This window comes from Halomonas sp. JS92-SW72 (assembly GCF_003547075.1).
Lineage (GTDB): Bacteria > Pseudomonadota > Gammaproteobacteria > Pseudomonadales > Halomonadaceae > Halomonas > Halomonas alkalicola.
The window spans coordinates 444,392-458,593 of sequence record NZ_CP032147.1 but is presented as its reverse complement, the minus strand read 5'-3'; the positions used below and the strand labels follow the sequence as shown (position 1 = coordinate 458,593).

At 67.7% G+C, this 14,202-nt stretch carries 22 protein-coding genes; 17 read left to right on the top strand and 5 right to left on the bottom strand.

The window, feature by feature from the left end:
• Window positions 1–54: 54 nt before the first annotated feature.
• The 3 genes from D1793_RS19330 to D1793_RS02200 form a co-directional block, all read right to left on the bottom strand.
• The gene (locus D1793_RS19330) at window positions 55–276 is read right to left on the bottom strand and encodes a hypothetical protein (RefSeq protein WP_162899886.1); all 222 of its coding nucleotides are present in this window, start codon (window positions 274–276) and stop codon (window positions 55–57) included.
• Window positions 277–482: 206 nt separating this feature from the next.
• Window positions 483–1,562, bottom strand: a complete 1,080-nt coding sequence (locus tag D1793_RS02205) for a phage portal protein (RefSeq protein ID WP_119020695.1) — start codon at window positions 1,560–1,562, stop codon at window positions 483–485.
• Window positions 1,559–3,337 (bottom strand): terminase family protein, encoded by a 1,779-nt coding sequence (locus D1793_RS02200; protein WP_119020694.1) that lies wholly within the window; start codon window positions 3,335–3,337, stop codon window positions 1,559–1,561. Before D1793_RS02200 ends, D1793_RS02205 begins: the two co-directional genes overlap by 4 nt.
• Before the next feature lie 151 nt (window positions 3,338–3,488).
• Between D1793_RS02200 and D1793_RS02195 the strand changes: the two genes are divergently transcribed.
• The 11 genes from D1793_RS02195 (at window position 3,489) to D1793_RS02145 (ending at window position 9,478) form a co-directional block, all read left to right on the top strand.
• Window positions 3,489–4,304, top strand: a complete 816-nt coding sequence (locus D1793_RS02195; RefSeq protein ID WP_119020693.1) for a GPO family capsid scaffolding protein — start codon at window positions 3,489–3,491, stop codon at window positions 4,302–4,304.
• A gap of 9 nt (window positions 4,305–4,313) precedes the next feature.
• Complete coding sequence (locus tag D1793_RS02190; RefSeq protein WP_119020692.1) at window positions 4,314–5,339, top strand: phage major capsid protein, P2 family; 1,026 nt, start codon at window positions 4,314–4,316, stop codon at window positions 5,337–5,339.
• A 14-nt stretch (window positions 5,340–5,353) separates the two neighbouring features.
• The gene (gpM, locus tag D1793_RS02185) at window positions 5,354–6,061 is read left to right on the top strand and encodes a phage terminase small subunit (RefSeq protein WP_119020691.1); all 708 of its coding nucleotides are present in this window, start codon (window positions 5,354–5,356) and stop codon (window positions 6,059–6,061) included.
• A gap of 103 nt (window positions 6,062–6,164) precedes the next feature.
• Window positions 6,165–6,635 (top strand): head completion/stabilization protein, encoded by a 471-nt coding sequence (locus D1793_RS02180; RefSeq protein WP_119020690.1) that lies wholly within the window; start codon window positions 6,165–6,167, stop codon window positions 6,633–6,635.
• Window positions 6,635–6,844 (top strand): tail protein X, encoded by a 210-nt coding sequence (locus D1793_RS02175; RefSeq protein ID WP_119020689.1) that lies wholly within the window; start codon window positions 6,635–6,637, stop codon window positions 6,842–6,844. The genes D1793_RS02180 and D1793_RS02175 overlap by 1 nt, the downstream gene beginning before the upstream one ends.
• 20 nt (window positions 6,845–6,864) lie before the next feature.
• Window positions 6,865–7,218 (top strand): putative holin, encoded by a 354-nt coding sequence (locus D1793_RS02170; RefSeq protein ID WP_119020688.1) that lies wholly within the window; start codon window positions 6,865–6,867, stop codon window positions 7,216–7,218.
• Complete coding sequence (locus D1793_RS02165; protein ID WP_119020687.1) at window positions 7,215–7,487, top strand: phage holin family protein; 273 nt, start codon at window positions 7,215–7,217, stop codon at window positions 7,485–7,487. The genes D1793_RS02170 and D1793_RS02165 overlap by 4 nt, the downstream gene beginning before the upstream one ends.
• Window positions 7,487–8,059 (top strand): N-acetylmuramoyl-L-alanine amidase, encoded by a 573-nt coding sequence (locus D1793_RS02160; protein ID WP_119020686.1) that lies wholly within the window; start codon window positions 7,487–7,489, stop codon window positions 8,057–8,059. Before D1793_RS02165 ends, D1793_RS02160 begins: the two co-directional genes overlap by 1 nt.
• The gene (locus D1793_RS02155) at window positions 8,056–8,427 is read left to right on the top strand and encodes a hypothetical protein (protein ID WP_119020685.1); all 372 of its coding nucleotides are present in this window, start codon (window positions 8,056–8,058) and stop codon (window positions 8,425–8,427) included. Before D1793_RS02160 ends, D1793_RS02155 begins: the two co-directional genes overlap by 4 nt.
• A 117-nt stretch (window positions 8,428–8,544) precedes the next feature.
• Window positions 8,545–9,036 (top strand): phage tail protein, encoded by a 492-nt coding sequence (locus D1793_RS02150; RefSeq protein WP_119020684.1) that lies wholly within the window; start codon window positions 8,545–8,547, stop codon window positions 9,034–9,036.
• The gene (locus D1793_RS02145; protein ID WP_119020683.1) at window positions 9,029–9,478 is read left to right on the top strand and encodes a phage virion morphogenesis protein; all 450 of its coding nucleotides are present in this window, start codon (window positions 9,029–9,031) and stop codon (window positions 9,476–9,478) included. The genes D1793_RS02150 and D1793_RS02145 overlap by 8 nt, the downstream gene beginning before the upstream one ends.
• An 81-nt stretch (window positions 9,479–9,559) precedes the next feature.
• Here D1793_RS02145 and D1793_RS02140 read toward each other — a convergent pair whose 3' ends face one another.
• Both D1793_RS02140 and D1793_RS02135 read right to left on the bottom strand, forming a co-directional pair.
• The gene (locus D1793_RS02140) at window positions 9,560–9,841 is read right to left on the bottom strand and encodes an addiction module antidote protein (protein WP_119020682.1); all 282 of its coding nucleotides are present in this window, start codon (window positions 9,839–9,841) and stop codon (window positions 9,560–9,562) included.
• Window positions 9,838–10,140 carry a type II toxin-antitoxin system RelE/ParE family toxin gene (locus D1793_RS02135; protein ID WP_119020681.1) on the bottom strand — a complete coding sequence of 101 codons (303 nt, stop codon included), beginning with the start codon at window positions 10,138–10,140 and terminating at the stop codon, window positions 9,838–9,840. Before D1793_RS02135 ends, D1793_RS02140 begins: the two co-directional genes overlap by 4 nt.
• 163 nt (window positions 10,141–10,303) lie before the next feature.
• Here D1793_RS02135 and D1793_RS02130 point away from each other — a divergent pair, with 163 nt between their 5' ends.
• The 6 genes from D1793_RS02130 to D1793_RS02105 are packed head-to-tail and all read left to right on the top strand — an operon-like array spanning window position 10,304 to window position 14,129.
• Window positions 10,304–10,840 (top strand): phage baseplate assembly protein V, encoded by a 537-nt coding sequence (locus D1793_RS02130; protein ID WP_119023539.1) that lies wholly within the window; start codon window positions 10,304–10,306, stop codon window positions 10,838–10,840.
• Between the two features lie 3 nt (window positions 10,841–10,843).
• Complete coding sequence (locus tag D1793_RS02125; RefSeq protein WP_119020680.1) at window positions 10,844–11,041, top strand: hypothetical protein; 198 nt, start codon at window positions 10,844–10,846, stop codon at window positions 11,039–11,041.
• A gap of 1 nt (window position 11,042) precedes the next feature.
• Window positions 11,043–11,381 (top strand): GPW/gp25 family protein, encoded by a 339-nt coding sequence (locus tag D1793_RS02120; RefSeq protein WP_119020679.1) that lies wholly within the window; start codon window positions 11,043–11,045, stop codon window positions 11,379–11,381.
• Entirely contained in the window at window positions 11,378–12,289 is a 912-nt protein-coding gene (locus D1793_RS02115) for a baseplate assembly protein (protein ID WP_119020678.1), read from the top strand. Before D1793_RS02120 ends, D1793_RS02115 begins: the two co-directional genes overlap by 4 nt.
• Window positions 12,282–12,908: a phage tail protein I gene (locus D1793_RS02110; protein ID WP_119020677.1), complete on the top strand. Its 627-nt coding sequence runs from the start codon at window positions 12,282–12,284 to the stop codon at window positions 12,906–12,908. The genes D1793_RS02115 and D1793_RS02110 overlap by 8 nt, the downstream gene beginning before the upstream one ends.
• Before the next feature lie 12 nt (window positions 12,909–12,920).
• A complete protein-coding gene (locus D1793_RS02105; RefSeq protein ID WP_119020676.1) occupies window positions 12,921–14,129 on the top strand; it encodes a phage tail protein in 1,209 nt (402 codons plus the stop codon).
• Window positions 14,130–14,202 lie beyond the last annotated feature (73 nt).

The following is a 14,202-nucleotide window of genomic DNA, read 5'->3' as shown; positions in this document are numbered from 1 at the left end:
TACCTTTTTGAAAGGTCACAGAAGAGATTTCATATACCTATTAGAATCAGCAGCTTATGTGGGCATCACCTTTTTCAGTACTTTTTGTGACCTTTTAAAGGTAACGGCAAAAGCATTTAAAATCATAGGCTTATATATAAAAAACAGCCCTGCGACCCATGTTACCTTTTTCCGAGCACCCCCCACCTTCTCAGAATCCCCCATCACCGGGGCGCCACCCTTTTCACCATCCATATTGAAAGAAAACGCAAGTATTTCCAGCCACTTAGCTGCCATTCCACCCTACCAATCTGCGCCTGTTCCCAGGCCATGCATACGTGCAGAAAATTCGGCACGCAAAGAGCGCCGGCGGGGCGGGGTGTCGACGGCGCGCCGTGGGGCTGGGCCGTGTGCCCGGGTGAAGTTGGTACTCGCCGGCCAGCTGCGGCGAGCAGCCACAAAAATGCCGCCCAGCGGGCGGCAAGCGATGAGAGCAGGTTGCGTCAGGCGGCGCTGTCGCCCTCCTCCTCGAGCAGGTATGGCCGGAAGCGGACGATCTCCTCGCCAGTGATCTCGTTGATCTCCTTCAGGCTCTCCTGGAGAGGTTCGAGCTCGTTGGCCACGAACACCCGGGCGGCCTTCTCAACGTCACCGAAGCCGGCGGTGTTGGTGGGCACGATGCCCATCAGCTGCGGGGGGATCCTGTGGCCGGCGAGCTGGTCGTCTCGGGTGAGGTTCTTGATGTTCCAGAAGTCGTCCTTGGCCGCCACCTCGGAGACGGGGATCACCTGGACCCCGTCCTTCTTGCCCTTGGGGGAGTACAGGAAGAGGTTGCGGAAGTTGCCCGGGCCCTTACTGTCCTTGAGGGCCTGGCGCATGGCGTCGATGTCCTTCTGGTCCTGGGCGGGGTCGTTGACGTAGAGGATGAACCCGGCATGGCTGCCGTTCAGGTAGTAGCGCCGCCGGAACAGCGTGGCCGACTCGTTGAGCCAGGCCGACTGCAGACTCCCCAGGTAGTCCGGCACCCCATAGATCGACTGGTCGATGTCGGGCTCGAGCAGATGGATCACTCGCCCGTGGGGCAGTTCCTGGCGCTCCAGGTAGTTGGGTACCCACCAGTATCGGTCCGCCTCGAGGCCGCCGCGGCGCATGTACTTGGCTCGCAGGTGGCGGAACGGCAGCCGCCGGCCCAGCCGTCCCCTCACCTCCTCCAGGTAGGCATTGCCGAACACCAGGTAGTCGAGGGCCAGGCCGCTGAACACCTGCCTGCTCAGAAGTGGGTGCGGCTCGAAGGTCCTGAGCAGGATGTTGCGCTTCACCTGGAGCGCCGAGCCATGGTGCGCGGTCGCCCGATAGCTCTTGGCCAGGATCGAGAGCGGGATCGGCGGCTCGTACCACTCGTCAACGGTGAGCCACACCCCCTCGTACCAGATGTCGCGCATGCTGGTGACCGGCTCCGGGTCGCCGAAGCTGAAGGCCTCCATGGCCGGCGGGGAAGCCACGGCAGTCGCTGCGGCTGCTGGCTCGCCGCTGCGGTAGGCGGGCACGCGAATGCGCGGCTTGCTTGCTGTCGTCTGGCTCATCCGGAGATCTCCATGATGGAGCCCGTGCCCTCTTCGGCCGGGCCGTCGATCGGTTCATTGTGCAGCGCATGCATCGTCGCCCAGGCCAGGTCGGCGTGGCCGGTGGCGCGGCTGCGCCCGCTGGTGTAGGTGAACTGCCGCCCGCTGGGGGTGAGCTCGCGTTTGATGGCCATGAAGCTCTGGGCCATATCGCTCCACCCCGCGTCGAACTCCAGGCGGCTCTTGCGCATGATCTGCTGGGCCTGCATTACCATGGTCGCCTTCAGGGTGACGTCGTAGCGGTAGCGCACCAGGGTCGGGAACCACTTCTCCACGTGCTCGGCCACCGCCTCCCCCAGGCCGCTGACATCGATGCCGATATGCTCGATGCGGTACTTCTCCTGGAACGAACGGATGAAGGCGGCCTGGGCCTCGTAGTCCTCTCCCTTGAGCCGGTGCCGCTCCAGCACCCGGTGCTTCTCCTCCCGGGTGCGTGCCGGCAGCACCACCACCAGCCCCGCGCCATCGCCATCCTCGCCGGTACCGGTGGGGTCGTAGCCGATCCACACGCCACGGTCCCCCACCGGGCGCGGGGCATAGGGACGGTAGTCGTCCCACACCTCCCAGCTGTCGACCATGCAGGGGTGCAGCAGCGAGAGCGGGAAGGCGCTCTGGCTGTCGTCCACGAACTGGCACATCAGCAGGTTGTTGAACTCGTCGACGCTGTACTCCAGCCGAAGCTGCTCCAGGTCGAAGAGATCGCAGCCACCCCGGATCGCGTCTTCAACGGTGACGATCTGGCGCCACTGGCCATCCGGGCACAGCCGCCCACCCGCCAGGGTCGCGTGGGAGACATCGAATTCTTGGCGCTCCGCCTTGGGCCGGCGAGTGTTGAACAGCTCCCCGCTCCAGAACGGGTAGGCCTCATGGCCCAGGCTCGAAGGCGTCGAGAAGTAGGTCTGCCGCCACTTCTTGTGCATGGCCATGCCGCTGGTGACCTTGCGGAACTCCTGGAAGCGGTGGATCCAGAAGTACTCGTCCAGGTAGACGTCGCCGTGGTAGCCCTGGGCCGTCTTGCTGTTCGTGCCCAGGAAGTGCAGCTCGGCGCCGTTGTCGAGGATGATCGGGTCGCCCTTCAGCTCGATGTCACAGGTCTCTTTGACGAACTTGACGATGTAGCTGCGGAAGATGTGGGCCTGCGCCTTCGAGGCACTCAGGAAGATCTTGTTGCGGCCATGCTCGAAGGCATCGACGATCGCTTCGAGTGAAAAAAAGTCCGTGGCCCCGATCTGGCGACTCTTCAGCACGTTGCGAATGCGGTGCTTCTGCCCCGCTTCGTACCAATCCAGCTGGTACTGGAAGCACCTTTCGAGAAACGCTGCTTTCAGCAGCTCGACCTGTTCCTCATCGAGGTAGTTGCGGCGCTGCTTGCGGATGCGCGGCGCCTCGTTGCGCGCGTGGATGTTGGGGTTCAGGTCCGACTCGCGCCCGCTCTCGGTGTACTTGTGCACCCGGGCCAGGCGTTCGATCTGCCGGCCGAGCAGGTCGATCTCCTTGAAGTCCCGCCCCTCCTTCTCGGGCTTCACGATCAGCTGAACCAGCCGCGCCTCGAGCGCCCCCTCCACCCGCTGGATCGGTGTGGCGTCATCCCAGCCATCGCGCCGCTTCCAGCTGTGCAGCGTCGCCTCCTTCTCGTCCAGCAGCTCGGCAATGCGCACCACGCGCCACCCCTGCCAGTAGAGATGGCGGGCGATCAGGCGCGGAGAGTCCAGGGCATCGGGGGGCATCGTCGTCATGCGGCCAGCGTACCCGCGCGCCCGCGAGGCGAAGCGGTGCCGGCCATGTACCGCCAGGACCGTACACGCCAGCCGCATTGAGAAGGCCCGCGCAGGCACGGAACCTGACGGCAACGATCGCCGCCCGCCCCGCTTCAGCCGAGGACACCCCATGAAATGGTTCCGCGTCGCCACCCAAGGCGCCACCACCGACGGCCGCGAGATCTCACGCGAGTGGATCGAGCAGATGGCCAGCAACTACGACCCGAAGAAGTACGGCGCCCGCGTGTGGATGGAGCACATCCGCGGCATGGGCGCCGACAGCCACTTCGGCGCCCTGGGCGACGTCATCGCCGCCAAGGCCGAAACGGTCGAGGACGGCAAGCTCGCCCTCTTCGTCCAGATCGACCCCACCGAGCGGCTCAAGGAGATCAACGCCGACCGGCAGAAGGTATTCACCTCCATCGAGGTGAACCCCAAGTTCGCCGACACCGGCGAGGCCTACCTCGAGGGCCTGGCGGTCACTGACTCCCCCGCCAGCCTCGGCACCGAAATGCTCAAGTTCAGCCGCAGCGCCGGCGACGCCTCCCCCCTGGCCGCGCGCAAGCAGCACCCCGAGAACCTCTTCTCCGAAGGCATCGAGGTCGAGCTCGACTTCAGCGACGAACCGGAGCCCCCCACCGGCCCCACCCTCGCCGAGCGGGTCGCCGCCCTGTTCAAGCGCCAGGACGCCAAGACCGCCAAGGGCTTCGAGGCCTTCCGCGGCGAGCTCGAGCAGACCCTGGAGCTCTTCGTGCAGAAGCATGGGGAACTCGCCGGTGAACTTGCCAAGCGCCCCACCCAGGCACAGTTCGATGCCCTGCAGGCCGCCCACGACCGGCTCAAGGCGGACTTCACCGCCCTCTACGAGCAGCTCGACACCACCCCCGACACCCCGCCCCGCACGCCCGCCACCGGCGGCGGCGACGCCCAACTCACCGACTGCTGAGGAGCGCCCATGCGCAACCAGACCCGCATCGCCTACAACAAGCTGCTCGAGCGCGTGGCGCACCTCTCCGGCGTCCCCAACGCCAGCGAGAGCTTCGCCGTCGAGCCCAGCATCCAGCAGACCCTGGAATCCAAGATCCAGGAGAGCTCCGCCTTCCTCAGCCTGATCAACATGGTCGGCGTCGACGAGCTCAAGGGCGAGAAGCTCGGCCTCGGCATCTCCGGGCCGATCGCCGGCCGCACCGACGTCTCCACCAAGGACCGCCAGCCCCGCGACCTCACCGCCCTGGACCCCAACGGCTACGAGTGCGTCAGCACCGAGTTCGACACCTTCCTCCCCTGGAGCAAGCTGGACGCCTGGGCCAAGTTCCCCGACTTCCAGACCCGGGTGCGCAACGCCATCGTCCGCCAGCAGGCCCTCGACCGCATCATGATCGGCTTCAACGGCACCAGCGCCGCCAGCGAGACCGACCGCGTCGCCAACCCCCTGCTCGAAGACGTCAACAAGGGCTGGCTGCAGATGTACCGCGAGCGCGCTGCGCAGCGCGTGCTCACCGAAGGCGGCGAAGGCGTCGGCCAGGTGCGCATCGGCCCCGGCGGCCACTACGCCAACCTCGACGCCCTGGTCTACGACGTCGTCAACGAGATGATCGACCCCTGGCACCGCGAGTCCACCGACCTGCGCGTCATCTGCGGCCGCAAGATCCTCGCCGACAAGTACTTCCCGCTCATCCAGGAGCATGCCGGCACCCCCACCGAAAACCAGGCGCTCGACCTCATGGTCAGCCAGAAGCGCATGGGCGGGCAGCAGGCCGTGCGCGTGCCCTTCTTCCCGGACGGCAAGCTGTTCATCACCATGCCCGAGAACCTCTCGCTCTACTGGCAGCTCGGCAGCCGCCGCCGCTACATGAAGGACAAGCCCGAGCGGAAGCGCGTCGAGAACTACGAGTCCTCCAACGACGCCTACGTCATCGAAGACTTCGGCGCCGGCTGCCTGGTCGAGAACGTCGTCTTCGGCGACTGGACCAGCGAGTGAGGAGCGAACCACCCATGGTGAACCAGCACAGCAGCCCCGCCCGCCGCCACTACCAGCGCGCCACCGCCGCCCAGTCGGCGGCGGCGGCCACCCCCGCCCAGCAGCAGCAAGGCCACCAGTACGAGCTGATGGCCGCCGCCCTGTGGGAAGCCCGCCGCACCCTCAAGGCCATCAAGTCCGTGCAGGCCAAGATCGAGAAGAAGCGCGAGCTGCTGCCTGAGTTCGCCCCCTACGTCGAAGGCGTTCTGGCCGCCGGCCAGGGCGCACAGGACGACGTGCTGATGAGCGTCCTGGTGTGGCGCATCGACGTCGGTGACCTGCCCGGCGCCCTGGACATCGCCGAGTACGCCATGCGCCACCAGCTGCAGACGCCCGACCGCTACGAGCGCGACACCGCCAGCCTGATCGCCGAGGAACTCGCCGACCAGGCCCTGCGCATGCTGGTCGAGGACGCCCCCGACGGCCCGGCCATCGCCGAGATCCTGCAGCGCACCGAGGCCATCACCGCCGGCCACGACATGCACGACGAGATCCGCGCGAAGCTGCACAAGGCCCTCGGCTACGCCCACCGCACCGCCGGCAGTCCGGCCGAAGCGGTCGAGCACCTGCGCCGGGCCCTCGCGCTCAACGAGCGCGCCGGCGTGAAGAAGGACATCGAGAAGCTCGAGCGCGAGCTCAAGCAGCACGACACCGGCCAGCCCCCCGCCCAGCCAGGGGCCTGACCACCACCGAGTCGCACGCCGACGCCAAGGGGGCGCCGGGCCAGCCTGGAGCAACGCCCCGCGCTGATACCCCGGCCCACCCCCTTCCCCAGCGAGGCACACCATGTCACTGATCGCCGCCGGCACCGGCCCCCAGGAAGCGCCCCCGGAACCCCTGGCCAACAACGGCTTCTGGCCCGAGATCGTCCCGGGCGACTTCCGCGAGACCCAGCGGCTGGACGGCACCGTCACCCGGCCGCGCCTCGAGCACGCCCTGCGCGTCGCTATGGCCGACGTCAACCGCCAGCTCGCCGACTACCAGGCTCAGCAGCAGGCCGCCGGCATCGAAGGCGCCCAGGGCATCCCGCTCGAGCCCTGGCAGATGCAAGGCCACCACGCCCTGCTCTACCGGCGCGCTGTCTACGCCCAGGCCCATGCCGAACTGCTCGAGCGCTACCGCGATATCAGCGCCACCGGCCAGGGCGACGAACGCGGCGAGGCCAAGGACCTCGCCGCCGACGACTACCGCGGCGATGCCCGCTGGGCCATCGCCGAACTCACTGGCCGCACCCACAGCACCGTGGAGCTGATCTGATGCAGACCGAGCGCGCCCGCCAGGGCGAGACCCTCGACGCCCTCTGCCACCGCGTGCTGGGCGCCACGGCCGCGATCACCGAACAGGCGCTCGAGCTCAACCCCGGCCTCGCCGAGCTCGGCCCGTATCTCCCCGAGGGCACCGCCGTGCGCCTGCCCGACGCCGAGCCCGAACCCCGCCAGCAGCGCACCGTGCAGCTCTGGACCTAAGCCCCGGAACTGAGGAACTCATGGCCGAACCCAGCACCGCCGTCGCCGCCGGCACCATCAGCCTCACCGCTGCCCTCATCGCCCTGCTGCCCGGGGTCGACCCCGACGCCGCCATCGGCGCCTTCTGCGGCGCCCTGCTGTTCTTCATCAGCGGCAAGCAGGAGTTCCCGCTGTGGATGCGGATCGCCTACCTGCCGATCTCCTTCGTCATCGGCTACCTGGGCGGCCCCTCCCTGCTCGGCGACTACATCGAGGCCACCGCTGTCTCCGCCTTCATCGGCGCCTCCATCACCGTCACTGCCGGCATTCGAGTCATCGAGGGCGTCCGCACTCTCGACCTCAAGGCCTGGTTTGGCTCAGGGGGGAAGAAATGAGCGTGTTCACCGACATCGCGATCCTCGCTGCCGTCATCAGCGTCTTTCGCATCCTCACCTTCCAGCGCCGCGGCAGCCGCTACCGCCGGGGCATCGCGCTACTCGCGTGGTTGGTCTCCTGCGCCCACGTCACCGTCATCGTCAAGCTTCCAACGCTCGACCTCCCCGAACCCGCCGCCGCCGGCCTCGCCCTGGTGCTGGTCACCATCGCCGTCCTGCTGCTGCGCGCCGGCGGCAACCTCGCCCACCTGTTCCGCTGGAGACACTGATGCGCCAATACGCCGCCCTGCAGGAGAAGAGCCTGTACATCGCCGCCGGCCACAGCGACACCGACCCCGGCGCCGTAGGCCACGGCCATACCGAGGCCGATATCGTGCTGGAATTCCGCGACCTGCTCGCCGACTACCTGCGCCGCCGGGTCATCTTCGACAAGGACGGCGCCCCCGGGCAGAACCTGCCGCTGCGCGAGGCCATCGGCGCCGCCAAGGCCCACGACCTCGCCGTCGAGTTCCACTGCAACGCCTTCACCGACCCCGCCGCCACCGGCGTGGAAACCCTCAGCCACCGCCAGCACTACCCGCTCGGCAACGCCCTCTGCCAGGCCATCGCCGACACCCTCGGCATCGCCAACCGCGGCGCCAAGGGCGAAGCCAGCGGCCAACACAGCCGGCTCGCGTTCATCGCCCAGGGCGGCGGGCTGATCGTCGAGCTCTTCTTCATCACCAACAAGAGCGACCTGGCCAAGTACATCGCCAACCGCCGCCGCGTCGTGGCAGCCGTGGGCGACGTGCTCGTCGCCGCCGTCTGCCAAGGCGAAGCCCCCACGGCATACGCCGCATGAAACGCGCCCGCCTTGCCGGCCTCGCCCTGCTGCTGGTGGCCACCGCTACCGGCAGCTGGCAGGCCCGCGGCTGGTTGGAAGACAGCCACCGCCTCACTGCCGAGCGCGCCGCCCAGCGCACTATCGACGCCGCCCTGGCCCGCGAAAGTGAGATCGCGGCCAGCGTCGAAGCGCGCCTCGCCGAGCTCACCGCCAGCGAGCGAGTCATCGACCGAGGAATCATCCGTGAGATCGAGCGCCCGATTTATCGCCGCGTCTGCCTTGAGCCTGACACTATCCGCCTGCTCAACGACGCCGCCGCCGGCCGCACCCCCGATCCAGCAGAGCCTGCTGAGCCGCTGCCCCGCCGAGCTGCCCCCGCTGACTGACGGCACCGGCGGCGACGTCGCCCTCACCATGGCCAGTTGGGCCGGGCAGTACCACCGCTGCGCCACCCGCCATAACGGTCTGGTCGACGCCCTCGAAACCCGCCAGGAGCCCCGCCGATGATCAAACTTCAGGCCCTTCGCCAGCACCTGCTGAACGCCGTGCCGGATCTCAAGCGCGGCCCCGAGAAGCTGCTCACCTTCGTGCAGGATGGCGGCATCGCCTTCGCCCGCGGCCAGCACCTCAGCCACGAGTATCGCGTCGACGCCCAGATCATCGTCACCGACTACCGCTGCAGCCTGGACACCCTGATGATCCCGCTGCTGCAGTGGCTCAGCCGCTACCAGCCGGACCTCGACCCCGACGAAGCCGTGCGCCTCGAGGCCGAGATCCTCAGCAACAACGCTTGGGACCTCGCCCTCACCGTGCGCCTCACCGAACGGGTGATCGCCCTGGTGGACTGCGACGCCGGCACCATCAGCGCCGAGCACCGCATGCCCGCCTACCCCATCGAGGCCTGCCCGGCGCTCTCCTGGTCGCTCAACGTCAAGGGCCCCGGCGATGCCGACTATCAGCCGGCCAGCCAGTGGGAGAGCCCGAACGATGGATGACGGCGACCTCCAGGCCCTCGAGAGCTGGGTCGAGCCGCTGATCGCCAAGCTCGGCCCCGCCGAGCGGCGCCGCCTTGCCCGCCACGTCGCCCGCGAGCTGCGCATCAGCCAGCGCGAGCGCATCAAGGCCCAGCAGAACCCGGATGGCAGCGCCTACGCCCCCCGCGCCGCCCTGCGCGGCCAGGCCGGCGGCATCCGCCGGCGGGCCATGTTCACCCGGCTGCGCACCGCCCGCTTCCTCACCATGAAGGCCGGGCCCAACGCCGCCGCGGTCGCCTTCCTCGGCCGCGTGGCGCGCATCGCCAAGGTCCACCAGCAGGGCCTGCGCGACCGCGTCGAGCCCGGCGGCCCCATGCACCAGTACCCGCGCCGCGAGCTGCTCGGCTTCACCCGCGCCGACCGCGAGCGGATCCGCGACAGCCTGATCGACCACCTCACCTGAAGTCGTGCCTGCCCCCAATGAAAAACGCCCTGGCACGGGTGCCAGGGCGTTGCGTAGTCAGGGAGCGCCGCTCGCTTCGGGTCAGGAAGCCTCAGCGTGAAGCGTGAACCCGAGGGCCTTTATGACCTTCATGATCGTCGCAAAGCTGGGGTTGCCATCGGCAGAGAGCGCCTTGTAAAGCCCTTCACGGGTCAGCCCCGTGTCGCGGGCCAGCTGCGCCATGCCACGCGCCCGGGCAATGTCGCCCAGGGCAGCCGCCACCAGCGCAGGGTCGTTTTCCTCCAGGCATGCCTCCAGGTACAGGGCCATCTCCTCCTCGGAGCCCAGATGCTCGACCGCATCCCATTTCTGTAGTGTGCTCATGGAACCTCCTTCAACTCGCGCGCGAGCTGCTTCGCAACCTCGATGTCCTTGGCCTGGCTGCCCTTATCGCCGCCCGCCAGGAGAATCACCAGCTCGAAGCCTCGCTGCACGAAGTAGACCCGGTAGCCGGGGCCGTAATGAATGCGCAGCTCCGACACCCCCTCGCCCACCGGTTCGCAATCGCCGAAGTTGCCAAGCTCCACGCGGCGTATCCTGGCCAGGATCTTGGCCTTCGCCCTCTGGTCGCGCAGCTTGGCGAACCAGTCGGCATAGGTCTCGGTTTGGCTGATGCTCTTCATGACAGCAAGTGTGAACCACAGTTCACGTCTAGGCAATCTATTCCGCCAACGTGCGGCGCCAATATCGCCTGACCGCCCCCTCACCTGATCGAGCGTGTACCGCTCCGCCGGTACATGGCTCAGCGCTACCGCGCCCACGCCCGGGCGCGCAAGCATGGGCGGCATGAGCCCCTCTCACGCTACCCAAGGCGTCGCCGAGCTGCTGCGCCTGATCCACAACCTCATCCGCCTCGGCACCATCGCCGAGGTGAACCACGCCTCCGCGCGCTGCCGGGTGCAGATCGGCGAGCTCACCACCGCCCGCCTGCCCTGGCTCGAACTGCGCGCCGGGGAAACACGCACCTGGAACCCGCCCACCCTCGGCGAACAGGTCCTGGTGCTCTTCCCGGGCGGGGATCTCTCCGCCGGCGTCGTGCTCTCCGGGCTCTACCGCCAGGCGCACCCCGCGCCCAGCGGCGACGAGAACCTGATCGGCACCTGGTACCCGGACGGCACCCGGGTCGAGTACGACCACCAGGGCAACACCCTGACCATCGACTGCGTCGGCAACGTCATCATCAAGGCCGCCGGCGTGGTCACCGTCGACGCCGAAAGCATCCACCACAACGGCGGCAATCCGATCGTCACCACGGGGCACATCTGCCACTTCACCGGCAACCCCCACGGCGACGGCTCCAGCACGGTCACCGCGGGGAAATAGCGCATGGCACTCAGCAAGGGGCAGCTCAAGAACCGCATCGTCAGCGAGATGGCCGCCCAGGGCGCCACCGCAAGCGGCGAACACTCCTGGGTCAACCGCATGGCCGAGGCCATCGCCAACGCCGTGGTCGACGAGATCCAGAGCAACGCCGAGGTCCCCGTCACCGGCGGCAGCTCCGCCGGCACATACAAGGTGGAATGACATGGCAGGCATGAACGCCCACACCGGCCGCCGTCTCGAAGGCCTCGCGCACATCCAGCAGAGCGTGCGCGACATCCTCACCACGCCGATCGGCTCGCGCGTCATGCGCCGCGACTACGGCAGCCTGCTGCCCGAGCTGATCGACATGCCGCTCAACGACGCCACCCTGCTGCAGGCCTACTCGGCCAGCGTCATGGCGCTCATCCGCTGGGAGCCCCGCATCCGCGTCACCGCCATCCGCCGCGCCGTCAGCACCACCCACCCCGGCGCCGCCGTGCTCGAGATCGACGCCCAGACCCGTGAAGGCGACCCCCTGCAGCTCGAGGTGCCCATCGCATGAGCGGAACCATCGACCTCTCTCAGCTCCCCACGCCGCGCGTCGTCGAGCGCCTCGACTTCGAGGAGATCCTCGCCGACCGCCGCCAGGCGCTGCTCGACCTCGTCCCCGCCAGCCGCCGCGACGAGGTCGAGGCCACCCTCGCCCTGGAGAGCGAGCCGCTCACCCTGCTGCTGCAGGAGAACACCTACCGCGAGCTGGTCTGGCGGCAGCGCATCAACGAAGCCGCCCGCGCCGTCATGCTCGCCAACGCTCGGGAAGACGACCTCGAGCAGCTGGTCGCCAACTTCAACGTCCGGCGCCTGGTGATCGACGAAGGCGACCCCAACGCCACGCCGCCGGTACCGCCCACCCTGGAGAGCGACAACGACCTGCGCCTGCGCGCCCAGCAGGCCTGGGAAGGCCTCAGCGTCGCCGGCCCCCGCGGCGCCTACGTCTACCACGCCCTCTCGGCCGATGGCCGCATTTCCGATGCCACCGCCATCAGCCCGGCCCCGGCCGAAGCCCTGGTCACACTGCTCAGCACCGAAGGCGATGGCCACGCCAGCGAAGCGCTGGTCGAGATCGTCAAGAAGGCGCTCTCCGCCGAAGACATCCGCCCGGTCGGCGACCGCCTCACCGTGCAATCCGCCACCATCGTCGACTACGCCATCGAGGCCACGCTCTACATCTTCCCCGGCCCCGAACAGGAGCCGGTGCTGGCCGCCGCCGAGGAGTCCCTCGCTCGCTACATCAACGAGCAGCGCCGCCTCGGCCGCGACATCCGCATCTCGGCCATTCATGCCGCCCTGCACGTCGAAGGCGTACAGCGGGTCGAGCTCGCCCAGCCCGCCGCCGATGTGGTGCTCGATGACACCCAGGCCGCCCACTGCACCGGCGTAGAGATCGTGATCGGGGGCAGCGATGAGTGACCGTCGGCCCCTACTGCCGGGCAACGCCTCCCCCCTGGAGCGCGCCGCCGCCGAGGCCCTGGCCGAGATCCAGCGCGTACCGGTGCCGCTTCGCCAGCTGTGGAACCCCCACACCTGCCCCGCGCACCTGCTGCCCTACCTCGCCTGGGCCTTCAGCGTCGACCGCTGGGACCCGGCCTGGAGCAACGCCGCCAAACGCGAGGTCATTGCCACCAGCTTCTACGTCCACCGCAAGAAGGGCACCATCGCCGCCCTACGCCGCGTGGTCGAGCCGCTGGGCTACCTGCTCGAGGTCACCGAGTGGTGGCAGCTCGAACCCATGGGCGAGCCCGGCACCTTCGCCCTGCGCATCGGCGTGCTCGAGACCGGCATCACCGATGCCATGTACCTGGAGCTCACCCGCCTGGTGGATGACGCCAAGCCGCTCACCCGGCACGTCATCGGCATGGATCTGCTCGGCGAGAGCCGCGGCCGCTTCTACGTCGGCGCCGCCACCTACGACGGCGACGTCACCGCCATCTACCCCTACGAGGCCGGCGACACCGAGGTGGCCGGGCCCTTCTTCGTCGCCATCGGCCTCGACACCGTCGACAGCGCCACCGTCTACCCGCAGACATAAGGAGGCCCACCCATGGCCCAGTTCTATACGCTGCTCACCCAGGTCGGCCAGGCCAAGCTGGCCAACGCCGTCGCCCTGGGCAACACCATCGAGCTCACCCACCTGGCCGTGGGCGATGGCGGCGGCAGCGTCCCCACGCCGGACAGCGACCGCACCGCACTGATCAACGAGGTGCGCCGCGCGCCCATCAACCGCGTCGAGGTGGATGCCGACAACCCCAACTGGGTCGTCGTCGAGCAGGTCATGCCGCCGGACGTCGGCGGCTGGACCATCCGCGAGATCGGCGTCTTCGACTCCGCCGGCGACCTCATCGCCTACGGCAACTACCCCGAGACCTACAAGCCCACCCTGGACGAAGGCTCCGGCCGCACCCAGACCGTGCGCATGGTGCTCCAGGTCAGCGACACCGCCGCCGTCACCCTGAAGGTCGATCCCAGCGTGGTGCTCGCCACCCGCCAGTATGCCGACAGCGGTGACACAGCGACTGCCCAGGCCGCAGCGCAGGCGCTGCAGGAGCATGCTGAGTCAGTCGAGGCTCATGTCGCCGACCAGATCAAACTGAAAGAGGAGATCGCACAGGTACCGGTGGCCGAAACATTACAACAGGCGCTTTCGGCATTGGGAGACTTCGCGGCAGAGGGCTTCCAGAACATCGCTGTATTTGAAACTCCCGGCTCCAATGAATGGACAGTGCCTGATGTTCTTAAGCAGGGCCTTCGAAAGGCATATGTCACTGTTATCGGAGGCGGTGGCGGCGGCGGAAGCTCCTCAAGCTCTGTCGATTGCGGCGGTGGCGGCGGCGGCGGGATCGCTTACAAGATATTGGATTTGACGGGCCACAACAGCATTTTGGTCACTGTCGGCGCTGGGGGGAATTTAACCGCCGGAGGATCAAGCAGCTTCGGTTCTTATCTATCAGCCACCGGAGGTCGCCGTGGCTCTGATGGAGGTTACCGATCAGGAGCGCCAGGTGGTGTGGGCATCGGTGGGGATATAAACAGTAGCCTTGGGCCAGGCGGCGCTCCGATTTATGACCCAATAAGCGGTGGGATATATCGAGGGGGGCACGGAGGGGGACCCGGTGGTAGGGGCGCCGGATATCTAAGCACAAGTGTTTCATCCCCAGCCCTTGGGCCAGGTGGCGGCGGGGGAGGCGGCAACTCGATAAATGAAAATGGCCAAACGACTGGTGCTGATGGCATTGTCATTGTGAGGTGGTAACTATGTGGGCACGAATCAACAATGGCACCGTGGCCGAAATCACGGACATTGACCCGGTGGGTCGCTTTCACGC